This is a genomic window from Microbulbifer maximicatervae (SeqCode), assembly GCF_052467695.1.
On the sequence record NZ_CP174320.1, the window covers coordinates 4544035 to 4565947 of the forward strand.

The window sequence follows — 21913 nt, forward strand, 5'->3', positions numbered from 1 at the left end:
CTTCGTTCGATAAAACCTGGCATTAATCTTCTTCACATCCCACCGAAACCTGAGTTAAAAAATACTCCCGCACGTCATTTGGCAATACAGCTAACCATTCAGCCAAAGCGGTATTTTCATCATCACCTTCCTGGCTAAACTCCCCAACAAAACGCAGGTCATCTCGCACGGCATCAAATCTAATCGCCGTAAAGGGCCAACTCACCCCAACAGGTTTGTTGCCCCTCCGGCACAGATCCGTACGTGCGCTACTAACGCATACGGCTCCTACGATAAGTCAGACACACAGGCGTTGGTTGGGGTATGGATGTAACACTCTCACACTGGGTATAAAACGCTTCAACAAACGTTGTAGGCGCGCCCATATGATCGGCTTTTTCTGCCCCCGGCGACGTAAAGCCTGCAACCAAGCTCGACATATTTCTCTGCGAAATAGGTTTAGCGCTTGATGGTTACGGGGAACCGCAAAATAATTGTAATGCCCTTGCATCACTCTTTGCAGCCATTGCCCTTGCTTATATACGTCCTTATGACGCATTTTGAACAGCTTCTGCCGGATGGCTTTTAACCTAGCGTTAAGCCGCTTTCGGCTGGTGGTGCGCCAGAGTGCAAAGCGACCATCCGAAACACGTTTGCCGCAACGGTGGGTAAACCCGAGGAAGGTAAAGCTTTCAGGTTTTCTACCTCCGCGACGTTTGGCATTGCTCATCGCGAAGCGACCGAACTCCAGTAGCCGGGTTTTATCCGCGTTAAGTTGTAACCCGAATTTTGCCAGGCGCTGGGTTAATGCCACTTGAAAGTGCTCGGCATCCGAACAGTATTGGAAACCCATCACACTATCGTCCGCATAACGGACTATGTAACAGGCTCCACGTGCGGATTGCTGTCGCCATTGATGCGCCCAAAGGTCCAAGACATAGTGCAGGTAAATATTTGCCAGCATCGGCGATATCACTGCACCCTGTGGAGTCCCGATCCTGGTCTTGGTAAAGCGTCCATCGTCCACCACCCCTGCCTTTACGATACGTTCGATCAAATGCAGTAGGCGTCGGTCGGCAATACGATGCGCGAGAAAGCGCCGTAGCCAGCCGTGGTCGATAGTGTCAAAGAACTGGCTGATATCTGCATCCAGTATCCAGCTCACGGGCTTCTGCTCGATAGCTACAGCAATCGCGTCGAGCGCGCGATGCTGGTCGCGACCCGGGCGAAAACCATAACTGAAACCGAGAAAGTCCGCCTCGTAAATGGCCTCTAATACCCATACCAGCGCTTGCTGAACTACCTTATCTTCGACTGCTGTAATCCCGATGGGGCGTTGGCTCCCGTCGGCTTTAGGCAACCAAATACGGCAGACTGCTTGTGGTCGATAGCATTGGCGATGGAGGCGTGTGTGGAGATCCAGGATGCGTTCCCGTAGGTTATTACCGAAGTCGCTCCAGCTTTCTCCATCAAGGCCGCGAGTTTCTTTGCGGCTGATGCTTTTATAAGCTTCGGCCAATAGTCGCGGGGTGAGATGGTGGAATAAGTTAGTGAACCGTTCTTTGCGCTGTGCTTTTGCACGAGTGTGTAGACGCTCCAGCCCCGACGACCCTGCGGCTGCGCTCTGAGTCGCAGTCAGATCCGGCACAGAACGCCATTTCTTATCGTTAGATCCCTTCGCTCCACCGGCTCCGCCATGTGGCACTTTATTAGTTAGCACTTTGTTCACCGGGTTCTTCACTACTATGGATCTATCTGACTTCCTGAAGGCGTAAATGCCCGGCCTTTGCCTAACTGGCTTCGCCGGACCCGACCCGTGCGGGACACGCACGAATCACCTACAGGATCTCCCGAGTTCCGCGCAAAAGACATCAGTACATGCATCAGGTCAATTGACTCCGGAGACCGATGTAGATACTCGCAAGAAACGTATCTACCTCTGTTGCCTTCCCCATCACCCAACAAGGTCGGCGATCTCAAATCTTGTTTTCGGAGCTCAATACTGAGCCTGTACCTTCCCCTGTCAACGCTTAACCCTGGCCGTTACCGGACAGCGCCCATGACTCGGGGTCCCAGCGGTTTGCTAAACCTTACCGGGTAGAGGGCTTTCACCTCCAATCTTTTGCCGATTTATCTCGGCGCACTGGGTGTCCAGAATAATTCTTAGTAATACTGAGCCTGCACCTTCCCCTGTCAACGCTTAACCCTGGCCGCTACCGGACAACGCCCATGACTCGGGGCCCCAGCGGTTTGCTAAACCTTACCGGGTAGAGGGCTTTCACCTCCAATCTTTTGCCGATTTATCTCGGCGCACTGGGCGTCCAAAACATTTCAATTGGCTATGAGGTAACAGATAATTTGCTCAATATTCTTATCAGTGTCATCCAGCCATTTTAGATTACTGAGCGGAAGTAAGTCTGACATATTGTCAGCTGTCAAGCGTTGCATTTCACTTTCTGTTTGCAAGTAAAAATAGCCTAGCCTAGAATCCTCCCCTGAGCTAGCGTCTTCTATTAACGGATCTTCTGCAGTATGCATAAAAACTATAGAAGCACCCATTTTCTCCAAGTTCTTTTTCAATGATAATAAGGAATATGGAGCCTCAAACCATTCCAGCCATAAATAATTTTTTTCTCTCACCAATTTATCAGGTGGAAATAAAAGCTCAACTAATTGAAAAATCCGCTTCCAGCCCGGCTTCACATCTTCAGAAAATGCTGGGCGACCTTTTGATGGTAATAGTGAACTCAGAGCTTCGATGATTTTATCATCGTCCGCATGTAGCAAAAAAGTAATAGCTAAGCTCATTCTTCCTGATCGCTTATTGCGTTTTCCAAAGCTTCAGCTAATAGTGAAGGGGCATCATCAGCTTTAGCTACGGCAATTAACTTCCGTTTAAGCTCTAATCGATATGGACTTAACTCCGTATCATCGAGCCGCAACAAAACTTTGTACATATCCGACAAGGCATTTTTGTGAACAGGCGCCTTGACTAAATCGTGCAAGTCGCAATAGCGCACGCAATCCATAAAATAATCAAAGGTAAAACAACTGTAACTCCATTTATACTTAAATTCATCAGCAACCTCCCAGACTCGAGTAAAACCAACCATAAACCCCAATGGACTAACGGTAATCGCTCTTTGCTGAGAATTTTTCAGCATAAAATAATCTTTATTGAATAGAGCCTCAGCCACTATTTTTACCATTTTATCCCGCTCAGGAAAGCCATCCAGACAACCTGAAACATAACGTGCAGCACCATGCTGTTGTTCGCGCGCATAGCGTTTTGTAACGGCCTCACTCCAAAACTTTTGCACCTGATCAACTGCCTCAAATGGCATGTAAGAAATACGATGCTTGAACTCAAACTTAATTATTTCACGCTCACCAGTATCTTCATCCTCTAAAAAACTGACTGGCTCCTTGCCAAACACATAAAACTCTCCTAAGTACTTGTTCAGCGGAGAGCCTCCCGTCACTTCAACATAGCGACGCCAATTTTCTTTACGCTTTTCTATCCATTGTGGGTCATCGGTTTTCCATAAATACTGGAACTGACCATAAACTTCACAGTCTTTTTGATAACTTTGATCATAACCTGGCTTCATTCCACTATTTCCTCACAAAACAGATCATCAAATGGCTCATGAATTTCAAAGTTCACTAGAGCCTCTCGAGCATCATCACCAATAGCACCAGCCAAACGACTTTGCACATCGTCTTCAATCTCCAACCACCAACCCGGAGTAACCTCATCAATACCCTGCAAAACATCGCCGACAGCCCCCATCTGATCGATGACTTTGTCTTGCACGTTCTTCCGTAATGCCTCTATCTCTGCTCTCGACATCTCGCCTGCATTTTAATAATTAGCAAACTCACTATTAGCAACTTGTTCTGACAATTTCTTTGCTACGTCTTTGGCTTTATCCGCACCCACCTCAATAGTCAGCATATTCATTAGCGTGAATGGCGCTACGGTACTTTTATTTTTGCCCACCTGTTTATCCACATAATTATTCTCATGCTTTGATTTTTCGTATCCAACAGTGGTCTCAAAGGCATCCGCTTTCATTTTACCTGGAGCTTGGGTTAAAAAGCCTTGAACATTATCAAATCCGCTTGCCTTAATCTGTTAGTCCGTAACAATTCCTTCCTCATCAATCCAGGGTATATTACGATAAGTCGACACTATCTTAGTTGACCAATGCCACTTACCATTTTTATCTCTCTCAAGTGGCTGATACTCTCGAGCTTTATCGTACTGTTTCCAGGTTTGTATCCAGGTGCGATTGGTAGCAGCACGTAGTCTTAAATTTTCTGCGCGATCTATCCTATAGCCCCCACGTGTAATAGGTACGGTTTGGAGCCATTCGCTCCTCAACTTTCCCTGTGTCGCCACATAATCCAAAAAATGTCGCTTATGAGCGTGAGGATATTGATCACTGACTTCGATTGCCAGATTCCAGGGTTCAGGGTTCAGGGTTCAGGGTTCAGGGTTCAGGGTTCAGGGTTCAGGGTTCAGGGTTCAGGGTTCAGGGTTCAGGGTTCAGGGTTCAGGGTTCAGGGTTCAATTTTTTCGATAGCAACCTTTTCTTTAAAACCTTTTTTCTTACGCCAGGACTTAAACTCAATCCCAACAAATTCTGGACACCCACCAAATAAGAAGTATAACCCGTCAACCTTATTGACAAAAGAGCGCAAACCCACAAAATACTGGATATTCATACATGCCAATGCGCGTGCAATCAATGACTCTACCGCGAAGAACCCAGATATCTCTTGAGGCAACACCTTATTACCACTGCGTATCCCGCTGTATACGGCGAGCATTCCTTTGTGGTCGGGATACTGTATCTGGGAAAGATTATGATTATCGGCGTGAGTGGGTCGAAAATCGTATGCATAAGTTAGCTGAGGTTTTGCCCTGGATATTGTCGCTTATGCAGTAATGAGTAATCACTACCATGTGGTACTCTACATTGACACAAAACTGCTGATAAGTGGTCTCTATTGGAGGTGATTACTCGCTGGCAAAAAATATTCAAAGCCTCTAGTTTGGCTCAGCGCTACCTTAAAGGCGATACCCTTGACTGCCGTGAGCTGAACACACTAAAAGAAATCACTTCAATATGGCGGAAACGCCTAACAGATATTAGCTGGTTTATGCGCTGCTTAAATGACTCTATCGCTCGCCAGGCTAATACTGAAGATAAGTGTACAGACCGCTTTTGCGAGCGGTCAGATAAAATCCCCGGCTTTGCAATAAGAGTCCTCACTTCCTGCATGGCCGATGTAGATCTCAACCCCATTTGTGCCAATATCGCCAAAGATTCTGATTACACATCAAATCAATAGTGTATTCGCACAGTATTCACCGATTAACAACCCAAATGTTTACTATCGCTTGCAGGCGATGAGTGGGTGCCTTAATCGCTGCCCAAGGTGAAACTATCGACTTATCTAAACTGGTTCAGTTTTTTTAAGCTCCCCCTTTCATTCAAACGAACTGCTACAACTTTGTTTTCTCCAGCATTATCACTGAAGGTTTCTGCAAAAGCGCCTCCTATAATTTACTCTAAACATCACTAGACCGGCGCTCAATTGCTCTCGCCCCCATCTCAAGGCAATCATCAATGGTAAACATACGCTTCGGAATTATTGGCACAGGAAAAATTGCTGACTTTACCGCCCGAGCCATCAGCCAGGCTGACAGCGCAAGCCTTTCCTCCGTCGCCAGCAGGCGGCATTCAGGAGCCAAAGAGTTCGCCCACGAACACGGGATTCCCAATGTCTACCCGGATTGGAGGTCACTGGTAGAGGCGGAAGATTCGGATGCCATTTACGTGGCTAGCCCCACCACCAGCCGCGAGGAAATCTGCTTCGCGGCACTGGCCAACCATAAGCATCTTCTCTGCGAAAAACCTTTTCTCAATACTGCCTCGGTCGACAAAATTGCCGCTCGGGCTCAGTCTGAAGGGTTGGCATTTATGGATGCCACACATTTCACCCACCACCCCCGCACGGCCAAAATCATTCAGCAACAAAAAAAGAATCTGGGCCCGGTTAATAGAATTCACAGCGCCTTTTTTGTCTCGATGATGGACCGCAACAATATTCGCTTTGATTCACACAAAGAACCCACTGGCGCAATCGGGGATATCGGCTGGTACAACATGCGTGCAATCGTCGAATATATGCGCCCTACAGGAGCAATAAAGACAGTTTCAGGAGCGATAAAGCGGGACTCAGAAACAAAGACCATTCTTAGCGGTGCGGGCCTGATTGAATTTGCCAGCGGACAAACTTCAACTTTTGACTTCGGCTATGACTCAGGCGTTTGGCAAATGGACCTGGATATTCTGGGTGAAAACGGCCTGATCCAACTGGATAACTTTGTGCTCGACTGGAGAGACAGCGCAGTCTTTTACAACCCTGAATATACGCCAGAATTTGTGATTCGCCGGGGGGAGGCATCCCCAGACGAGTTCGAGCACCAGCAAGTGCCAATAGAGCGATCGCAGGCGGTACAGATGATCGAAGACTTCTGCCACTTAACAACCCCAGATAATCAAGTTGACCGTATCCAGGCTATCGAGAGGGCCCACGCAACCCAGTCATTAATCGACCAGTACTGCCTGGCAGTTGGCGTAGCTGTCTAACTATTGCCACTAATGGCTATCGAGCTTGCTCTCTTGGCCATGTCGACGACAATATTGAAACCTGTGGTCATAACTAACCGTCGTACCATATATGCTGGCAAACAAATACTGGGGGAACTCCCCCTGCTGTAAAACGAAAAGAACTCAGCCTGACGAAAATTTTTTACCTAGACTGATAACGTTTTGGCCGCACGCTGGGTTAAAAACTCAACCACTGGCATAAAGGCCTTATTGTTTTCACTTTCCTCATTAAAGACTGCAAAAATACTGCGGCTGGCACGATGAACATGCTTCACTTCAAACAGCTTGCGCTCTGCAAGCAGAGGTTCAATTAGATTGCTGGGCAGGAATGCAGCTCCACCATGCGTTAACAAGAACTCTAGTGCTATGTGGCTCTGTCCTGTGTGCAGTACTGGCGCAATAGCCTGATCAAAGAACTTGGCATGCTGTAAGTTAAACGCTGTCCCCCAGTCTACAAAGATATAACCTAGGCGCTCAATATCCTCCGCACAGGAGACATTTTCGCTAGAGACAAACATCAGTTCCATCTCACCTATTGGGCTGGTTCTCAGCTCCGATACCTTGGGTGGATCGAAAAGTACCGCAATATCTAATCGACCACTGAGGAGTGCCCTTGTCAATTCTCGCTGAGGGTTAATCTCGGTACGCAAATAGAGGCCCGGAAATGCCCCAGCCATTTGCGGAAGAAGGGACTGCAAGAAGGTATCCCACAAATTTGATGTCCCTCCAATCGATATTTGCAAGCACTTCTGGTCGGCTACACCTACATCCTGTAGCGCGGCCTGCCAGCCCGCTAGTAAGTTTTCCGCGTGAGGTAACAACCGCTCACCACTTGGGGTGAGCAGTATATTGTTGCGCTCGCGGGTAAACAGTTTCACCCCAACTACATCTTCCAGTTGTTTGATCCGAAAACTGACCGCTGATTGGGTCAAAAACAGGTTCTCAGCAGCCCGACCAAAGTGACGGGTCTTTGCAACCTCCAAAAAAGTGCGCAAAAGGTCTGTATTCATACCACTTCAATCAAAATATTTTATCGAAAACAAAAAAATAACTCGTTTTACCCAGGGTTCTGGGAGGACGTAAGATCGCCGCCAGATCTGAGGCTATGTATTTGTAGGATATAAGCCGATTTAAGTAACAAAATCAACAACCAGTAATATTTATCAAAGTTGAAACATTTGGCTAAATGTGTCCATTTTAGCCCTAGGAGAACTGCTCATGAGAATCGCTATTTTGTCCCGGGGCCCAGGGTTGTATTCCACTCGCCGCTTGAAAGAAGCCGGAGAGGCTCGTGGCCATCAAGTGGACGTTATCGACACGCTGCACTGCTACATGGACATTACCCGAAGCCGCCCGACCGTTCGCTATCACGGTGAAGAATTACCTTATTACGATGCCGTCATTCCTCGAATAGGCGCTTCAATCACGTTCTATGGCACGGCTGTTGTACGTCAGTTTGAGATGATGGGCACTTTCTGTGTCAACGAATCTGTAGCTATTAGCCGCTCTCGAGACAAGCTTCGCTCGCTGCAACTGTTGTCTCGCAAGGATGTGGGTTTGCCCAGAACTGGATTCGCGAGCAAACCCGACAATATTAAGGATTTGATCAGAAATGTGGGGGGTGCCCCTGTTGTGATCAAACTGCTGGAAGGTACCCAAGGTATCGGGGTGGTGCTGGCTGAAACCAACAAGGCTGCCGAAAGCATTGTCGAAGCCTTTATGGGGCTAAAAGCCAACATATTGGTGCAAGAGTTTATCAAGGAGGCCGGAGGCACCGATATCCGCTGCTTGGTTGTTGGGGGCAAGGTAGTTGCAGCCATGAAGCGGCAAGGAGCGGAGGGGGAATTCCGATCTAACCTGCATCGCGGAGGCTCAGCAAAGCTGGTGCGCCTGACCAAAGAAGAGCGCACTACGGCGGTAAATGCCGCCAAAGTTATGGGCTTGAGTGTGTGTGGCGTAGACATTTTGCAATCCAAGAACGGGCCGGTGGTGATGGAAGTCAACTCTTCTCCTGGGCTGGAGGGTATAGAAACAGCAACCAACAAGGATGTCGCCGGTATGATCTATGAGTTTATCGAAGCCAAAGCCAAGCCCAATCACACCCGCACCCGAGGGAAAGGCTGATGCAAGACAATAAGTTGACGATTGCCGGAGTGGACATCCTCCCCGGCCAATCAAGGCGCTTAGAAATACCGGTAGCAAATCTGTACACCGATACGGATATTTTTATCCCTATTCACGTCGTGCGCGCAAAAAAACCGGGACCAACGCTATTCGTTTCAGCCGCAGTGCATGGCGATGAGCTGAATGGCATAGAGATCATTCGCCGCCTGATTAACTCAAAATACCTGAATCTAAAGACAGGGAGTTTGATTCTGGTGCCAATGGTGAATGTCTATGGCGTGCTCAACCAGAGCCGCTACATGCCCGACAGGCGCGATCTGAACCGCTGTTTTCCGGGTTCTGAAAAAGGCTCATTGGCTGCAAGGGTCGCTTCTATTTTTTTGGAGGAGGTGGTTCAGCACTGCGACTATGGCATTGATCTACATACTGGCGCCATCCATCGCTCTAACCTGCCACAAGTTCGAGCGAATTTATCAGATCCAGAAACCCGAGCATTAGCAGAGGCATTTGGTGTACCAGTACTTCTCAACGCCAACCTGAGGGATGGTTCACTGCGTCAAGCCGCAGTGGAATGGGAGACAAAGATTTTACTTTATGAAGCAGGTCAAGCATTACGTTTTGATGAAATATCGATTCGGGCCGGAGTTCGTGGTGTTATCAATGTATTGAGCAAGCTGGGCATGCTAAGGCGCAAGATCAGGCGAAAAAAAGTGATGCCCTTTGTGGCCAACAACAGTACTTGGATACGCGCTTCTGCCAGTGGGTTCGTGAACACTCTAAAAGAGCTGGGCGATCAGGTTACCAAAGGCGATATTCTGGCAGACATAGGTACACCTTTCGGAGATAGTTTAGCCAAGGTCACTGCAAATAAGTCCGGCATTATCATCGGTAAGCAGAACATCCCATTGGCGCAGGAAGGTGATGCCATGTTCCACATAGCTTATTTTTCGGAAAGTGACGAAAACATTGCCTCCATCATTGAAAAAATGCAGGTGGTACTTGAAGAAAGCCCTGAACTGTCCTCGCCTGATATTGAGCCAATAGTAGAGTGATTAGACAGATGCAGTAGTAGGAGAAATTTATGAGTCTATATACAGCCGGGATATTGCTAACTGTAGTCATCGGCTTGGTCCTAGGTAATCGGGCAATAAAAATACTAGTTAATCGAGTAGGTGCTGAACGCCATATTGATGAAAGCCGTATCGATTATGTCATCAAATCCATACAGCTGGTTTGGGTATTTATTGGTGTCGTAGCTGGCATTGCGCTGACGGGTAGCAGTGTTGAGGACGTGGGCGTACTGGTAGGATCGTCTCTGGCTTTTTTAGGTGTTGCACTGTTTGCCCAGTGGTCCCTGCTAAGTAATGCCACTGCCAGCATTATTGTATTTTTCTTCTTCCCTTATCGAGTGGGAAATTGGGTGGAGATTATTGATGGAGACAATACGGTTATTGGACAAGTCAAAGAGATAACTCTGTTTCATGTCATTATGCATGATGAAGATAATGCGATAGTCACCTATCCGAATTCATTGGTATTTCAAAAGGCCGTAAGAATCACTCGCAATAAGCCAGTGAAAAAGGATATTGAAGATGAAATCAACAAGTAAAATTACAATCGGTGCAATAGAGGTCTGTAATTTACCAGAATTAAGCATCTCCGATTTACATGTAAGGGTGGACACTGGTGCTAAAACATCTTCTCTGCACGTGGATAACATCCGGCGCTTGAAAAAAAATGGTCGTGCTTGGGTCACCTTTGATATCCACCCAGATATCCATAATGTTGATAAGGTAGTTGCTTGTGAATCGCCACTTTTTGATGTTCGACGTGTCAAGTCATCTAATGGAAAATCTGAGGAACGCTATGTAGTCAAAACCCAGCTTGATTTGGCTGGCCAGCAATGGCCAATTGAAATTACGCTGACAGACAGATCTGATATGTCTTACCTCATGCTACTGGGGCGTGAGGGTATGGGCAGCCGGGTTCTGATTGATCCCTCAGAAAACTTTATGATCACAGACTCCCCATTGACTGAAAGGAGCGGAAGAGATGAAAAAATATTTTCAGAATTTAACTAAGGCCCTGATGGGAAAGGATATCAAAGAGCTTGGCACTTCCGAAAAGCGAGTCATCAACAGTATCGCCGATCAAACGACCTTGGCAGAGAATGTCAATGATACTTTTGTTGAGTCACTCACTTTCGGTGAGCGAGTTGCTGATAGAGTTTCACGTTTCGGAGGGTCTTGGAGCTTTATTTGCCTATTCTTTTTGATTATCGCGGTATGGATTATTACCAACAGTTATTTTTTTATGGCCGATAACGCCTTTGATCCATACCCCTATATATTGCTGAATTTAGGACTATCAACACTTGCAGCTTTCCAAGCTCCTATAATTATGATGTCTCAAAATCGCCAAGCAGAGAAAGACCGACTCAAGCAAGAAGCCGCGTTCCAGATCAATCTAAAGCTGGAAATTGAAGTCATGCGACTACATGAGAAGCTTGATTCTTTAAAAAACGGTATCGCGGTTTCCATTGATTAGTGATTAAAAGTTCACTCCCCCTACAAAGCGCACCTCCAAATTCTGGTATGGATCAGCGCTTATTGGCCGGAGATGAACTGCAATCGCCCATTAGCGCTTCGGGCGCTTCCAAGTAGTGGGGGCCAGAGACTTTCACAGAGTGGTTCCCCGCTACAGGCGTCATAAGTGATGATCTCTGTCGCATCTAGCAGCGCAGTCTTGAATATGGCCTGATCCAGCTAGACGACTTTGTACTCGACTGGAGAGACAGCGCTGCCTTTTACAGCCTTGAATATACGCCAGAATTTGTGGTTCGCCGAGGTCAGGCATCGCCAGATAAGTTCGAACACCAACAAGTGCCAATAGAGCGATCGCTGGCGGTACAGATGATCGAAGACTTCTACAGCTTAACAACCCCAGATTATCAAGTTGACCATATCCAGGCTATCGAGAGGGCCCACACAACCCAGTCATTGATCGACCAGTACTGCCAAGCAGTTGGCGTAGCCATCTAGCTATCGCCACCAACGCGCGGTATTGAATCAAATATGCAGGATAACGTGCCGAGCCCCGTGGTGATGGCGGTGCTCCCAAAGATAGATCCCCTGCCAGGTACCCAGCATCAAGCGCCCCTTTTGCACTGGAATGGACAAGCTGGTCGCGGTAAGGCTGCATTTGATATGGGCCGGCATATCATCTGGCCCTTCAAGGGTATGGGTATAAAGCGAGTCATTTTCCGGCACCAGTCGATTGAGCCAGTTCTCAAGGTCACGGCGCGCACTGGGGTCGGCATTTTCCTGAATCAGTAAACTTGCAGAGGTGTGCTGTATAAAAAGTGTACACAGACCCTCATCGAGGGCCTGATCACTGACCCAATCAACTACACTGCCGGTAAACTCGTGAAGCCCCTGTCCATGAACCGGAATTTTTATCTCACCTATTGCCATACGGTTTCCTATATAATTCGCGCCCGCTTTTTGTACTGACACCGCATTGTAATATGGCACTGTACCGCGTTAATACTGACGACTACCCACAACAGCTTCAAAACAAGGCCGAGCGCCTGCAAGAGGCTTACAGCAAGTTCACTGACCTGGAGCCGGAACTCTTCCCCTCCCCGCCCATTCACTACCGTCTGCGCGCCGAATTCAAGGTGTGGCATGAGGGAGGTGTAGCCAATTACGCCATGTACCGCCAGGGTGAGTACAAGAAGCCCTTTATCATCGATGAGTTTACCGTCGGCTCTGAGCTGATGAACCAGTTGATGCCGAAGGTGCTGGCTGCTGTCAATAATAGCGAAGTCCTACGCAAACGCCTGTTCTCCGCCGAGTTTCTTACCACGCTGAATGGTGATGCGCTGATTACGCTGATCTACCACAAGAAACTGGATGAGACCTGGGAGCAGGAAGCCAAAGCACTCCAGGCACAGCTGGGATTCCCGATTTTGGGGCGCTCGCGCAAGCAAAAAGTGGTTTTGGAGCGTGACTTCGTTACCGAAAAACTGGATATCGATGGGAAAACTTACCAGTACAAACAGATGGAAGGCAGCTTTACCCAACCCAATGGAGCGATCTGTCGTTCCATGATCCAGTGGGCGAGAAGTGCCTGCGGAGACAGTGATAGCGATCTGCTGGAGCTCTACTGTGGCAATGGCAATTTCACCATCCCGCTCAGCGAGAAATTCCGCAAGGTCCTGGCCACTGAAATCTCCAAGGTATCGGTAAATTCGGCCCAGGAGAATATCGCCAACAACCAGATCACCAATCTGGATATCGTACGTCTATCCAGTGAAGAGTTTACCCAGGCCATCGATAAGGTACGCCCCTTTCGCCGCCTTAAGGATATAGATCTGGATAGCTACGACTTCTCCACCGTCCTGGTTGATCCCCCCCGAGCGGGCTTGGATGAAGACACCTGTGCGATGGTCGCCCGCTTCCCGAGAATCCTGTATATCTCCTGCAATCCGGAAACCCAATTGGAAAACCTGGAGTCGCTGACCAAAACCCATCGCATTGAGCGCTTCGCGCTCTTCGATCAGTTCCCTTATACCGACCATACTGAAACAGGGTTATTGTTGGTGAAGAAGTAATCGCTTCCGTTATTCCCCTACACCACCCCGGCATGCTGATAATTTGGCACGCCGGGTGCTTCTAAATTAGCTGCTCTCCATTAAGCGAATCTGCGATCCAAATTCAAGGCTCCACAGCCCCGACAGTGTTTTATAAACGCCTCTTCTATGCCCAGGGGCTCCTGGCAGTAAAAACAGCAACCTTCTCTCATAGTCAAATGATTAGCAAAATTTTTGCTGTAGAGCATGGGCAGCTTAAGTTCCCTTCTCTGCGCCTTTACTAAGCTTGCAGTAATGCGCCCCTCAGGAAAATCCCGTGCTATCCCTTGAATATTCGACAGGGTCTTAGCAGAAAACTCCCAAACTTCACCACAGTGGTCACAGGACATTATCATTTCCCAATTTACTCCGCCTTTCCAAAGATACAATTATTTTATTCCCAACGGCTGAAGTATTTTTTCCATCTGTTTAAAGGAAAGGCGACACAGCAAAGAGGGAAACAATCTTTCCAGCCACCACAGCAACTTAAGTTTTGCTGGCACAACAATAATTTCTTTGTTCTTTGCAATTTGAGACAAAGCCTTTTCTGCAAAAGCATCAGCAGATATTGGCCCCAGAGGCTCGAACATTTCTGCCTGCTGTTGAGGAGGAATGGGGGTTGGCATCCGCCCATTGACGCCACCTCCCTGCAAAATCGGCGTTGATACTGCCCCGGGACACAAAACACTCACTCGAACACCGCAGGACTCAGCTTCAGGGCGAATAGCCTTTGATATTGCCACCACAGCACTCTTGGAGGCTGAGTAGGCGGCCATTGCTGGCGACGGAACTAAAGCCGCCATTGAGGCAGTATTGATAATATGGCCAGAGCCTTGACGCTTCATAACCTGGAAACCACATTGGAGCCCATGAATAACGCCAAACAAATTGATATCAATCGCCACTTTCCAATCTTCAAGATTATGATCGGAAAAATATCCACCCACCCCTATACCAGCATTGTTAAAAAGGAAATCTAACGGAGATATTTCACTAATGACCTGAAAAAATTGATCAAAGTTACGAACATCCAAGTGAACAAACGATGCTCTCCCACCGGACTCCTGTATTTGGCTGACAACCTGCGTAGCGAGGTCCTGCTGGATATCCGCGATAATGGCTTGAGCCCCAAGTGCTGCCAGTCGACAGGCCAAGGCCGCACCGATTCCAGAAGCACCACCGGTAATCAGTGCCGTCTTGCCACTGAAGTAAGATACCTGATCCATAAGCGCTTTCCCTTCCTTGCTTTTACCACTTTATACCCCAGTTTCTGCTATCATCGCGCCCGCAAAACCTAAGGGGTGGCCTTGCCTGAGATGTCCGGGGATCAAATTGGTCTGTCGCGACAAACCCTTGAACCTGATCCGGTTAATACCGGCGTAGGAATAGGTAGACAAAGCAAAACCTCCCCACGTCGCACTCCGGGTCTCTTTCACTGCCGTTATTCGAGAGAGAACCATGAAAAAACAGTTTCCCACCCACCCTATTGCCTGGTCTGTCAGCCTTGCCAGCAGCCTGTTCGCCGGTATCGCCACCGCTAATACCGCAGAAACCGGGCTTGAGGAAGTGGTGGTTACGGCACAGCTACGGGAAACCAACCTTTTGGAGCTACCTTCCAGTGTTACCGTACTGGATGAAAGCGCGATCGATGCGCGGGGCGCGGCCAACCTGGACCAGCTTTTGAACATGGCGCCCAATGTGAATTTTTCGTCTGGCGCCTCCAGGGGACGATTTGTACAGATTCGCGGCATTGGTGAGCGCAGCCAGTTTATCGATCCAGTAAACCCCTCAGTTGGCCTGATCATCGACGGTATCGACTTTACTGGCCTGGGGCTCGCAGCCAGCACCCTGGATATCGATCAAGTGGAAATCCTGCGGGGCCCACAGGGCACGGTGTACGGCGCTAATGCCCTGGCCGGCCTGATCAACATGACCAGTGCAGCGCCCACCAGTGAGTCGACCACCAAGGTGTCCGCCGAGCTGAGTGAGTACAATGGACAGAGTCTGTCCGCAGCTACCAGTGGTTCTTTGAGCGATGCTCTTGGCTATCGACTGGCTGCCAGCAAACGCAAATCCGACGGCTATACCGAGAATGTGTATCTCAACCGAGATGACACCAGCAATATTGATGAGTCTGTACTGCGCGGTAAGCTGGCCTACTCCCCGTCCGACGATTTAAAGCTGGGCGTTACCCTCTTCTATATCGACGTTGATAACGGCTACGATGCTTTCTCTCTCTATAACACTCGCGAAACCCAATCTGACCAGCCCGGCTGGGATCGCCAGGAAACCTTTGCCGGCGCATTGACTGCTCAATGGTCTGGCAACGAGAACTTTACCCTAGAAGGCACCCTCAGCCTCGCCGATTCAGATACAGAATATGGCTACGATGAGGATTGGAGCTATATCGGCTTTCATTCCTGGGAATACAGTTCCACGGATAATTACCAGCGCGATAAAGACAATATCAGTATTGACCTTCGCGCACTCTCTACCGAAGAGTCCAAGTTATTCTGGGATCGCAGCCACTGGGTAATGGGCCTTTACGGCCGCACGGAGCGCGAGGACCTGAATCGCAACCAGAGCTTCCGCAGCACTTTTGATACTGAAAACTCTGCCATCTACGGCCAGCTCTCTACAGAAATCACCCCAGCGATCAACTTGATCACCGGTCTGAGACTGGAAAGACGCGAGGCCGATTACTCAGATTCCTATAACATCGATGCAGATAATGGAGAAAACCTGTGGGGCGGCAATATCTCCCTGCAATACCATTACACCGACAACACCCTGCTCTACGCTACGGTTTCCCGGGGCTACAAAGCCGGCGGTGTAAACGGCAGAATCATCTCAGAATCAACAATCAACCCTGAGATCAACAGTGACATGTTCGAGTTCGATACCGAACATATGATCAACTATGAATTAGGTATTAAAGGCAGCTGGCTGGAGAATCGTTTGCAAGCCCAGGCTGCCGCTTTCTACCAGGACCGGGATGACGTTCAGGCCAAGGTTTCTATTTTTGACTCTGACGAAAAATCATTTAGTGACTACCTTGCCAATGCTGCTGGCGGAAATACAGTGGGTCTCGAAGTAGAATTGAACTATCAGGCTACCGATACCCTACGCTTTTTCGCCTCAGCCGGCTGGTTGAATGCCGAATTCGAAGGCTACGAGAGCAGCTCCCATGTCGATGCCCGCGATGACAGCGCCGAGGTCAGTTTGGCCGCTGTCGATCTGGATGGCCGCGATGTCGCTCACGCCCCCAACTACCAGTTCTTTACCGGTACAGAAATCGATCTGCTTCCAAACCTGATCTTGCGATTGGAGCTTGAGGGCAAAGACGAATTCTACTTCTCAAATAGCCACGACGAAAAATCCACAGCCTACGAGCTGGTTAATGCTCGCCTGACCTACCAGGGAGATAACTGGGATGTTGCCCTGTGGGGAAGAAACCTGACTGACGAAGATTACTATGTGCGTGGGTTCTACTTCAGCAACCAGGGTGGCAATAACCCGGCCAATGGCTACTCACCCGAGCCCTACTATCAATATGGTGAGCCCCGGATTGCCGGGATAACAGGCACCTACACCTTCTAATCACTCAGTGGCTTTGGGGCAGCGCTTCGCTGCTCCAGAACTCTCTATCAAGAGGGAAATTATGCAGCTCTCTGTCGAAATCAGTATGTATCCGTTAAAGGACGAGTACATCCCGGCTATTCAAGCGTTTATCGCACAATTAAACAGCCATCCAGAACTCAAGGTAATCACCAATACAATGAGTACTCAGGTGTTTGGGAATTACGATCTATTGATGGATGTGCTCAAGTTGGAAATGCGCAAATCCTACGAACAGTTTGGCCGCGCCATTTTTGTATGCAAGTTTATTGACGGCGACCTGGCCCCGGGAGAAGCGCATGTTTGACCAGGATATCAGCACCGCAATCAGCGCTTCGGTTGCGGCCATGTCCCTCTGGGAGGTAGCCGCTGTAATACTGGCTCTGGCTTATTTGCTTCTGGCCATGAGGGAGAAAATCAGCTGCTGGTATGCCGCGTTTGTCAGTACGGCGATCTATCTTTTTCTGTTTTGGGATGTCAGCCTGTTAATGGAGTCTGCACTGCAGGTTTTCTATCTGCTCATGGCAATTTATGGCTGGTGGCAATGGAGAAATCACCGCAACCGGCAAGACGATTTAAAAATCCACCGCTGGAGCGGAAAAACCCACTCGATAGTTATTGGCGCTACCCTGATACTGACGTTACTGATCGGCTACCTGCTGGATCGCAACACCAGTGCCGCCCTCCCCTACCTGGATTCATTCACGACTCTGGGGGCAATCGTCACCACCTATATGGTCACCCGGAAGGTACTGGAGAACTGGCTTTACTGGATTGTCGTAGACGGAGCTTCAATCTACCTCTACCTGGACAGAGAACTCTACCTTACTGCCGTATTGTTTATGCTGTACCTGGTGCTGGTTGTGATTGGCTATTTCCAGTGGTTAGCCATTTACCGAAAAGAGAAACTACAAACCGCTAGCGCTCCTCAAACAATGGCAGCGGCATAGTGACCAACTGATATGAACCAGGACTTGAGCAACATTATCCCCAACGATTGGCATCATTGGAGCAAGGCCCGGCCCACGGTGGTCAGGGCCCTGGCTGGGGGGCTGACCAATAACGCCTTTCTGGTTGAGTCCGCCGATCAGCTGATGGTGCTGCGGATAAACTCCAGCATCAGCGATCAGCTCAATCTCGACAGGGCTGCTGAACAGCAGGCGCTGCAAGCTGCCACATATTCCGATAGTTGTGCCCCTTTGGTTTACTGTGATCCAAATTACCGATATCTGGTGACCCGCTATATCGAAGGCACTCCCTGGGATAAAAATGTCGCCCACAGTTTGGAAAAACTTGCCGATCTGCTGCGCCGTATACACGGTTCCCCTGCAATTGATGCCCAATTAAACATCAGTGAGAAAATCTCTAGTTATCGGCAGTTTATCGACAAGCGAGCCAGTTATTTCCACTTGCTCGACACACTGCAAGAGAAGCTTCCGCAATTAATTGATGCTGCTTATCGGATGGGCGACGAAATTTGCCTGTGCCACAACGATCTAACGGTTGGCAACCTGATCTGGGCTCCCTCTGACAAGCTATACGCTATCGACTGGGAGTACTCAGCAATGGGGGATAAATTCTATGACCTCGCTGTTTTGGTAGAGGAACACAACTTGAATCAGCGAGAGCAAAATAGTTTACTGGAGTGCTATCTTAATCGCACTGTGTCACCTGAAGACAATCAGCGCTTGGGGTTATGGCAGCTGATCTACGGTTACCTTTGTATTCTCTGGCACGGGGTACAATGGAGTAACCAAACCCTAAGGTCCACGGAGCAAGGGAGATATATCGGGAAAAAAGCCCAACAGTTATTGAAAGGCCTATCGGCTCACAGCCTCAGCTGAGTAATCCCTGCTAGAATAGGCCTAATCCCTAAGAAACGACTTTCAGTCACTGCGGCGCAATCCAAGTTGCTTTCGAGGTTGCTGTCGAAGTAATTCAACTAGGGCCGACTCGGCTAAAATACCCCCCTTTTTCACACCCCTAAAAAATAACCACAGAGGTACTCCTGTGATCAGATCATTTTTTGCAATACTACTTACCTTGATCGCAATCAACGCACAAGCGGTAGAGAAACCCGAGGGTTTTAAAACGATAGACGGGCTGTTTGCTGCGCTTTCAAACCTGGACCACCAGGCTATGCGAGACGGTGTCAGCGACGATTTTATACTCCTTGAGCACGGTGAAGTCTGGGATATTGAAGACCTTATCGCCGTAATGAAGCCCAAGCCCTCAAAGCTGGAAAGAATCAACTACTTCAGCATTATCAATTTTGAAGAGCGTGAGAACCTGCTGACCATCAACTACTGGACCAAGTCCATTTTTAAATCCGAGGATGGCAATAAAGAAGCGGTGTGGTTGGAAAGCGCCATTGTTAAGAAAATCGATGGCAAGTGGCTAGTAGCCCAATTGCACTCAACCCGCCTGCCCGCAGAGAAATTCCCCAAAGATGTCCAGTTTGAGCAGCAAGTCCTATAATAAAATGCCTTACAGGCCCTGCCCGCACAGGGCCTGTGTCCATTTGATCTCTCTCAGGTCCCTCCCAACTGGAACAACTACCGGATTTCAAAGCTTCCAAGTGCTAGTATGTGACTCTAAATTGCATATTAGTCTCCAGTTCTAAAGGGCCACTCAATGAAGCTTAAAGTTTACCTCTCCGGCGAAATCCACTCCGATTGGCGTGCGCAAATTATCGAAGGTTGCCAAAAAGAAGGGCTGGATATCTCCTTCTCTTCCGCAGTCACCAACCACGATGCCAGCGATGCCGCTGGTGATGGCCTGGGTGAGGAGCAGAACGCTTTCTGGCGGGATCACAAATCTGCCAAAGTTAACGCAATCCGAATCAAGCACCTGATTGAAAACTGTGATTTGGCGGTGATTCGATTTGGCGAGAAATACAAACAATGGAACGCCGCATTTGATGCCGGCTTTTGTGCAGCCTTAGGCAAGTCCTATATCACACTTCACGATGAATCCTTGGTGCACGCACTCAAGGAAGTGGACGGTGCCGCCCAGGCCTGGGCACAGACCCCCGCACAGGTTGTCGATATTCTGAAGTACTTAACCACTCAGGCCTAAGGAGCCTCTGGATAGCAAGCCGGCAGGCATCTACTGACAAAACTGCACAATCAGTAGGTGCCGCTAGGGAGCCTCCGAATAACTCCGTAATGCCTCTGCGGGCCTTGAAGGCTGCAGATGTTAGGCGCAGCTCGCCGCGAATGGCCGTAGCCCTTTGCAAGAGCTGCAACGCAGCAGCTGTGGCCTTCAAGGCCCGCCCTTCGGGGCTTGCAGAGCGATTCACACTCCGCGTTACGACTTCTTGAAAGGTCTAGACATTCCTGCGAAGCCGCGCCTTGATTGTGAAACGCTCTGCATGCCAGAGGTATCACTGAGTTATTCGGAGGCTCCCTAGTTAAAAGCCGTAATTAAGGACACCGGCATAGTTCGGCCGAGAGGCTGCCTCTGATGATGGGTTGTGCACTACCTCGCCGCTACGATTGATCGCATAGATTTCCGCACCGCAGTGCTTGCAGAATGCTTTCTCCCGCAAAGCCCCCTCTTTAAAGTGATATTTGCGCAGTGACTTTTCAGGATCGCTGATATGGATAGCGACTTCAGTATCAGCGTGCCCCCTTTGGCCCGCTGGTACAAACAGGGCATCTATAAGCTTGTTGAAATGAATCGCTCCACAATGACAAGTTAACGGATTCATAGCCTTATCTCCCTGGTCGATTAGTATGGGGAAGCAGTTTACTATTTACTTTAATTTAACAAAGGGGATATATTGAAAAGATCTTTTAGCTTTAAGGAAACAGTCTGTGCGTAGAGAGTACGACAAATACCATTTGATCAACGTTTTTTGTAGTGTTGTTGATCACGGTTCCTTAAGCAAAGCTGCCAAGCACTTGGGCCTGTCTACGCCCACCGTGAGCAAGACTCTCGCCCAACTTGAACAGGCCCTTGGCCAGGTATTACTCAATCGCACCACCCGGGCAATCGCTGTCACAGACGCCGGAAGGATTGCTTACCAGAAAGGGCAAAAAATAATCAGCTCATTCACCGAGCTGGAAGACCAGATTGCAGAGGCGGCAACGCTCACCCGAGGAAAATTAAAAATCACTTTTCCGGAAACCCTCGGCTTAAAAGTATTCAGTCATATCTGCAATGATTTTCAGAAAGCATTCCCCGATTTCAGCTTGGAGCTTATCTTCAGCCCCTATCACCTGGATTTAATCGAGGACGATATCGACATTGCTTTTCGCGTCTGGGAAACCCTGCCCGATTGCCAGTTTTACGCCCAGCCCCTATTTAGTATCCGCCCTATTTTTATTGCCGCGCCGACCTATCTGGAAGAACACGGCTGCCCCAAATCCATTGCCGAGCTCAGCCAACACAACATCATGCTAACCCGCCTTGACGGCCTGGAAGATGGCTGGTCAATTGATGGGAAGTTCTATCAATTCAATGGAAATTTAATATCCAACAAAACTTTCCATACCCGAGCAGCCGCATTAAACGGGAATGGCATTGCCAAGCTTCCCTCCTATTTTTGCCAACGGGATATCAAAAAGGGGCGACTGGTAGAGGTACTCCCTGACTTGGAGCGAAAAGATAAAACTGTAGGCGCTATCTATAAAGTAAAGCGAAAAGATTCAAAGAAAATTGACGTGTTTTTGAACTTTGCACAAGAGCGCTTGCAGGAGTATGACTTTAGCCTGTTTGATGAGTGAGAATGTGCCACTAAAGAACTCTGCAGCGATTAGAGATCCTCTGTGAAACACTCAGCTGTTTAGCACCACATTAGGTGGTACCATAGAACAATAATAAGCGGCTTGCTACTGGGGCTGAAGAGAGTGAAAACAATACTCTCGAA

Annotated in this window: 28 protein-coding genes and 1 riboswitch; of the genes, 16 read left to right on the forward strand and 12 right to left on the reverse strand. The window is 48.6% G+C overall.

The features are described from left to right. Nucleotides 1–22 precede the first annotated feature (22 nt). From ACJJI8_RS19880 to ACJJI8_RS19910, 7 genes are all read right to left on the reverse strand, one after another. Nucleotides 23–205, reverse strand: a complete 183-nt coding sequence (locus ACJJI8_RS19880; RefSeq protein WP_444933475.1) for a hypothetical protein — start codon at nucleotides 203–205, stop codon at nucleotides 23–25. Between the two features lie 72 nt (nucleotides 206–277). Further along, entirely contained in the window at nucleotides 278–1699 is a 1422-nt protein-coding gene (ltrA, locus tag ACJJI8_RS19885; protein ID WP_444933476.1) for a group II intron reverse transcriptase/maturase, read from the reverse strand. 611 nt (nucleotides 1700–2310) lie between these two features. Then, the gene (locus ACJJI8_RS19890) at nucleotides 2311–2787 is read right to left on the reverse strand and encodes a hypothetical protein (RefSeq protein ID WP_444933477.1); all 477 of its coding nucleotides are present in this window, start codon (nucleotides 2785–2787) and stop codon (nucleotides 2311–2313) included. Further along, complete coding sequence (locus ACJJI8_RS19895; RefSeq protein ID WP_444933478.1) at nucleotides 2784–3590, reverse strand: hypothetical protein; 807 nt, start codon at nucleotides 3588–3590, stop codon at nucleotides 2784–2786. The genes ACJJI8_RS19890 and ACJJI8_RS19895 overlap by 4 nt, the downstream gene beginning before the upstream one ends. Then, on the reverse strand, nucleotides 3587–3832 hold the full coding sequence (locus tag ACJJI8_RS19900) for a hypothetical protein (RefSeq protein ID WP_444933479.1): 246 nt from the start codon (nucleotides 3830–3832) through the stop codon (nucleotides 3587–3589). Before ACJJI8_RS19900 ends, ACJJI8_RS19895 begins: the two co-directional genes overlap by 4 nt. 12 nt (nucleotides 3833–3844) lie before the next feature. Then, entirely contained in the window at nucleotides 3845–4057 is a 213-nt protein-coding gene (locus ACJJI8_RS19905) for a hypothetical protein (protein WP_444933480.1), read from the reverse strand. Between the two features lie 488 nt (nucleotides 4058–4545). Further along, entirely contained in the window at nucleotides 4546–4776 is a 231-nt protein-coding gene (locus ACJJI8_RS19910; RefSeq protein ID WP_444933481.1) for a hypothetical protein, read from the reverse strand. A gap of 219 nt (nucleotides 4777–4995) precedes the next feature. Between ACJJI8_RS19910 and ACJJI8_RS19915 the strand changes: the two genes are divergently transcribed. Further along, a complete protein-coding gene (locus tag ACJJI8_RS19915) occupies nucleotides 4996–5340 on the forward strand; it encodes a hypothetical protein (RefSeq protein ID WP_444933482.1) in 345 nt (114 codons plus the stop codon). Between the two features lie 278 nt (nucleotides 5341–5618). Then, on the forward strand, nucleotides 5619–6644 hold the full coding sequence (locus ACJJI8_RS19920; protein ID WP_444933483.1) for a Gfo/Idh/MocA family protein: 1026 nt from the start codon (nucleotides 5619–5621) through the stop codon (nucleotides 6642–6644). A gap of 167 nt (nucleotides 6645–6811) precedes the next feature. On the opposite strand, the gene ACJJI8_RS19925 is transcribed toward ACJJI8_RS19920, so the two are convergent. Continuing rightward, entirely contained in the window at nucleotides 6812–7675 is an 864-nt protein-coding gene (locus tag ACJJI8_RS19925) for a LysR family transcriptional regulator (RefSeq protein WP_444933484.1), read from the reverse strand. 208 nt (nucleotides 7676–7883) lie between these two features. On the opposite strand from ACJJI8_RS19925, the gene rimK reads away from it, so the two are divergent. The 6 genes from rimK (at nucleotide 7884) to ACJJI8_RS19955 (ending at nucleotide 11830) form a co-directional block, all read left to right on the forward strand. Further along, the gene (rimK, locus tag ACJJI8_RS19930; RefSeq protein WP_444933485.1) at nucleotides 7884–8789 is read left to right on the forward strand and encodes a 30S ribosomal protein S6--L-glutamate ligase; all 906 of its coding nucleotides are present in this window, start codon (nucleotides 7884–7886) and stop codon (nucleotides 8787–8789) included. Further along, complete coding sequence (locus ACJJI8_RS19935) at nucleotides 8789–9841, forward strand: succinylglutamate desuccinylase/aspartoacylase family protein (protein WP_444933486.1); 1053 nt, start codon at nucleotides 8789–8791, stop codon at nucleotides 9839–9841. Before rimK ends, ACJJI8_RS19935 begins: the two co-directional genes overlap by 1 nt. Nucleotides 9842–9870: 29 nt before the next feature. Further along, nucleotides 9871–10398, forward strand: coding sequence for a mechanosensitive ion channel domain-containing protein (locus ACJJI8_RS19940; RefSeq protein WP_444933487.1), 528 nt, complete (start codon nucleotides 9871–9873; stop codon nucleotides 10396–10398). Next, a complete protein-coding gene (locus ACJJI8_RS19945; protein ID WP_444933488.1) occupies nucleotides 10382–10870 on the forward strand; it encodes an ATP-dependent zinc protease family protein in 489 nt (162 codons plus the stop codon). Before ACJJI8_RS19940 ends, ACJJI8_RS19945 begins: the two co-directional genes overlap by 17 nt. Continuing rightward, nucleotides 10842–11336: a DUF1003 domain-containing protein gene (locus ACJJI8_RS19950; RefSeq protein WP_444933489.1), complete on the forward strand. Its 495-nt coding sequence runs from the start codon at nucleotides 10842–10844 to the stop codon at nucleotides 11334–11336. The genes ACJJI8_RS19945 and ACJJI8_RS19950 overlap by 29 nt, the downstream gene beginning before the upstream one ends. A 287-nt stretch (nucleotides 11337–11623) precedes the next feature. Further along, nucleotides 11624–11830 (forward strand): hypothetical protein, encoded by a 207-nt coding sequence (locus tag ACJJI8_RS19955; RefSeq protein ID WP_444933490.1) that lies wholly within the window; start codon nucleotides 11624–11626, stop codon nucleotides 11828–11830. Between the two features lie 27 nt (nucleotides 11831–11857). Here ACJJI8_RS19955 and ACJJI8_RS19960 read toward each other — a convergent pair whose 3' ends face one another. Beyond that, nucleotides 11858–12262: a secondary thiamine-phosphate synthase enzyme YjbQ gene (locus tag ACJJI8_RS19960; RefSeq protein WP_444897647.1), complete on the reverse strand. Its 405-nt coding sequence runs from the start codon at nucleotides 12260–12262 to the stop codon at nucleotides 11858–11860. A 53-nt stretch (nucleotides 12263–12315) separates the two neighbouring features. Here ACJJI8_RS19960 and trmA point away from each other — a divergent pair, with 53 nt between their 5' ends. Further along, nucleotides 12316–13404, forward strand: a complete 1089-nt coding sequence (gene trmA, locus ACJJI8_RS19965) for a tRNA (uridine(54)-C5)-methyltransferase TrmA (RefSeq protein WP_444933491.1) — start codon at nucleotides 12316–12318, stop codon at nucleotides 13402–13404. Nucleotides 13405–13484: 80 nt separating this feature from the next. Here the strand turns inward: trmA and ACJJI8_RS19970 are convergent, their stop codons facing one another. Together ACJJI8_RS19970 and ACJJI8_RS19975 are read right to left on the reverse strand one after the other, a co-directional pair. Next, nucleotides 13485–13772, reverse strand: a complete 288-nt coding sequence (locus tag ACJJI8_RS19970) for a hypothetical protein (RefSeq protein WP_444933492.1) — start codon at nucleotides 13770–13772, stop codon at nucleotides 13485–13487. Nucleotides 13773–13811: 39 nt separating this feature from the next. Beyond that, entirely contained in the window at nucleotides 13812–14648 is an 837-nt protein-coding gene (locus tag ACJJI8_RS19975) for an SDR family NAD(P)-dependent oxidoreductase (RefSeq protein ID WP_444933493.1), read from the reverse strand. A gap of 61 nt (nucleotides 14649–14709) precedes the next feature. Then, a riboswitch (TPP riboswitch) is annotated at nucleotides 14710–14825 on the forward strand. Nucleotides 14826–14880: 55 nt separating this feature from the next. Here ACJJI8_RS19975 and ACJJI8_RS19980 point away from each other — a divergent pair. The 6 genes from ACJJI8_RS19980 to ACJJI8_RS20005 all read left to right on the forward strand — a co-directional run bounded on the left by ACJJI8_RS19980 (nucleotide 14881) and on the right by ACJJI8_RS20005 (nucleotide 20118). Then, nucleotides 14881–17022, forward strand: a complete 2142-nt coding sequence (locus ACJJI8_RS19980) for a TonB-dependent receptor (RefSeq protein ID WP_444933494.1) — start codon at nucleotides 14881–14883, stop codon at nucleotides 17020–17022. Between the two features lie 61 nt (nucleotides 17023–17083). Next, complete coding sequence (locus ACJJI8_RS19985; RefSeq protein ID WP_444893550.1) at nucleotides 17084–17347, forward strand: hypothetical protein; 264 nt, start codon at nucleotides 17084–17086, stop codon at nucleotides 17345–17347. Further along, a complete protein-coding gene (gene pnuC, locus ACJJI8_RS19990; protein ID WP_444933495.1) occupies nucleotides 17340–17990 on the forward strand; it encodes a nicotinamide riboside transporter PnuC in 651 nt (216 codons plus the stop codon). Before ACJJI8_RS19985 ends, pnuC begins: the two co-directional genes overlap by 8 nt. A 12-nt stretch (nucleotides 17991–18002) precedes the next feature. After that, nucleotides 18003–18884 (forward strand): phosphotransferase, encoded by an 882-nt coding sequence (locus tag ACJJI8_RS19995; RefSeq protein ID WP_444933496.1) that lies wholly within the window; start codon nucleotides 18003–18005, stop codon nucleotides 18882–18884. 166 nt (nucleotides 18885–19050) lie between these two features. Further along, entirely contained in the window at nucleotides 19051–19518 is a 468-nt protein-coding gene (locus tag ACJJI8_RS20000) for a nuclear transport factor 2 family protein (RefSeq protein WP_282932387.1), read from the forward strand. 156 nt (nucleotides 19519–19674) lie between these two features. Beyond that, the gene (locus ACJJI8_RS20005) at nucleotides 19675–20118 is read left to right on the forward strand and encodes a YtoQ family protein (protein ID WP_444893547.1); all 444 of its coding nucleotides are present in this window, start codon (nucleotides 19675–19677) and stop codon (nucleotides 20116–20118) included. A gap of 334 nt (nucleotides 20119–20452) precedes the next feature. On the opposite strand, the gene ACJJI8_RS20010 is transcribed toward ACJJI8_RS20005, so the two are convergent. Further along, a complete protein-coding gene (locus tag ACJJI8_RS20010; protein ID WP_444933497.1) occupies nucleotides 20453–20752 on the reverse strand; it encodes a GFA family protein in 300 nt (99 codons plus the stop codon). Between the two features lie 106 nt (nucleotides 20753–20858). Here ACJJI8_RS20010 and ACJJI8_RS20015 point away from each other — a divergent pair, with 106 nt between their 5' ends. Beyond that, nucleotides 20859–21770, forward strand: coding sequence for a LysR family transcriptional regulator (locus tag ACJJI8_RS20015; RefSeq protein ID WP_444893545.1), 912 nt, complete (start codon nucleotides 20859–20861; stop codon nucleotides 21768–21770). Nucleotides 21771–21913: the final 143 nt, after the last annotated feature.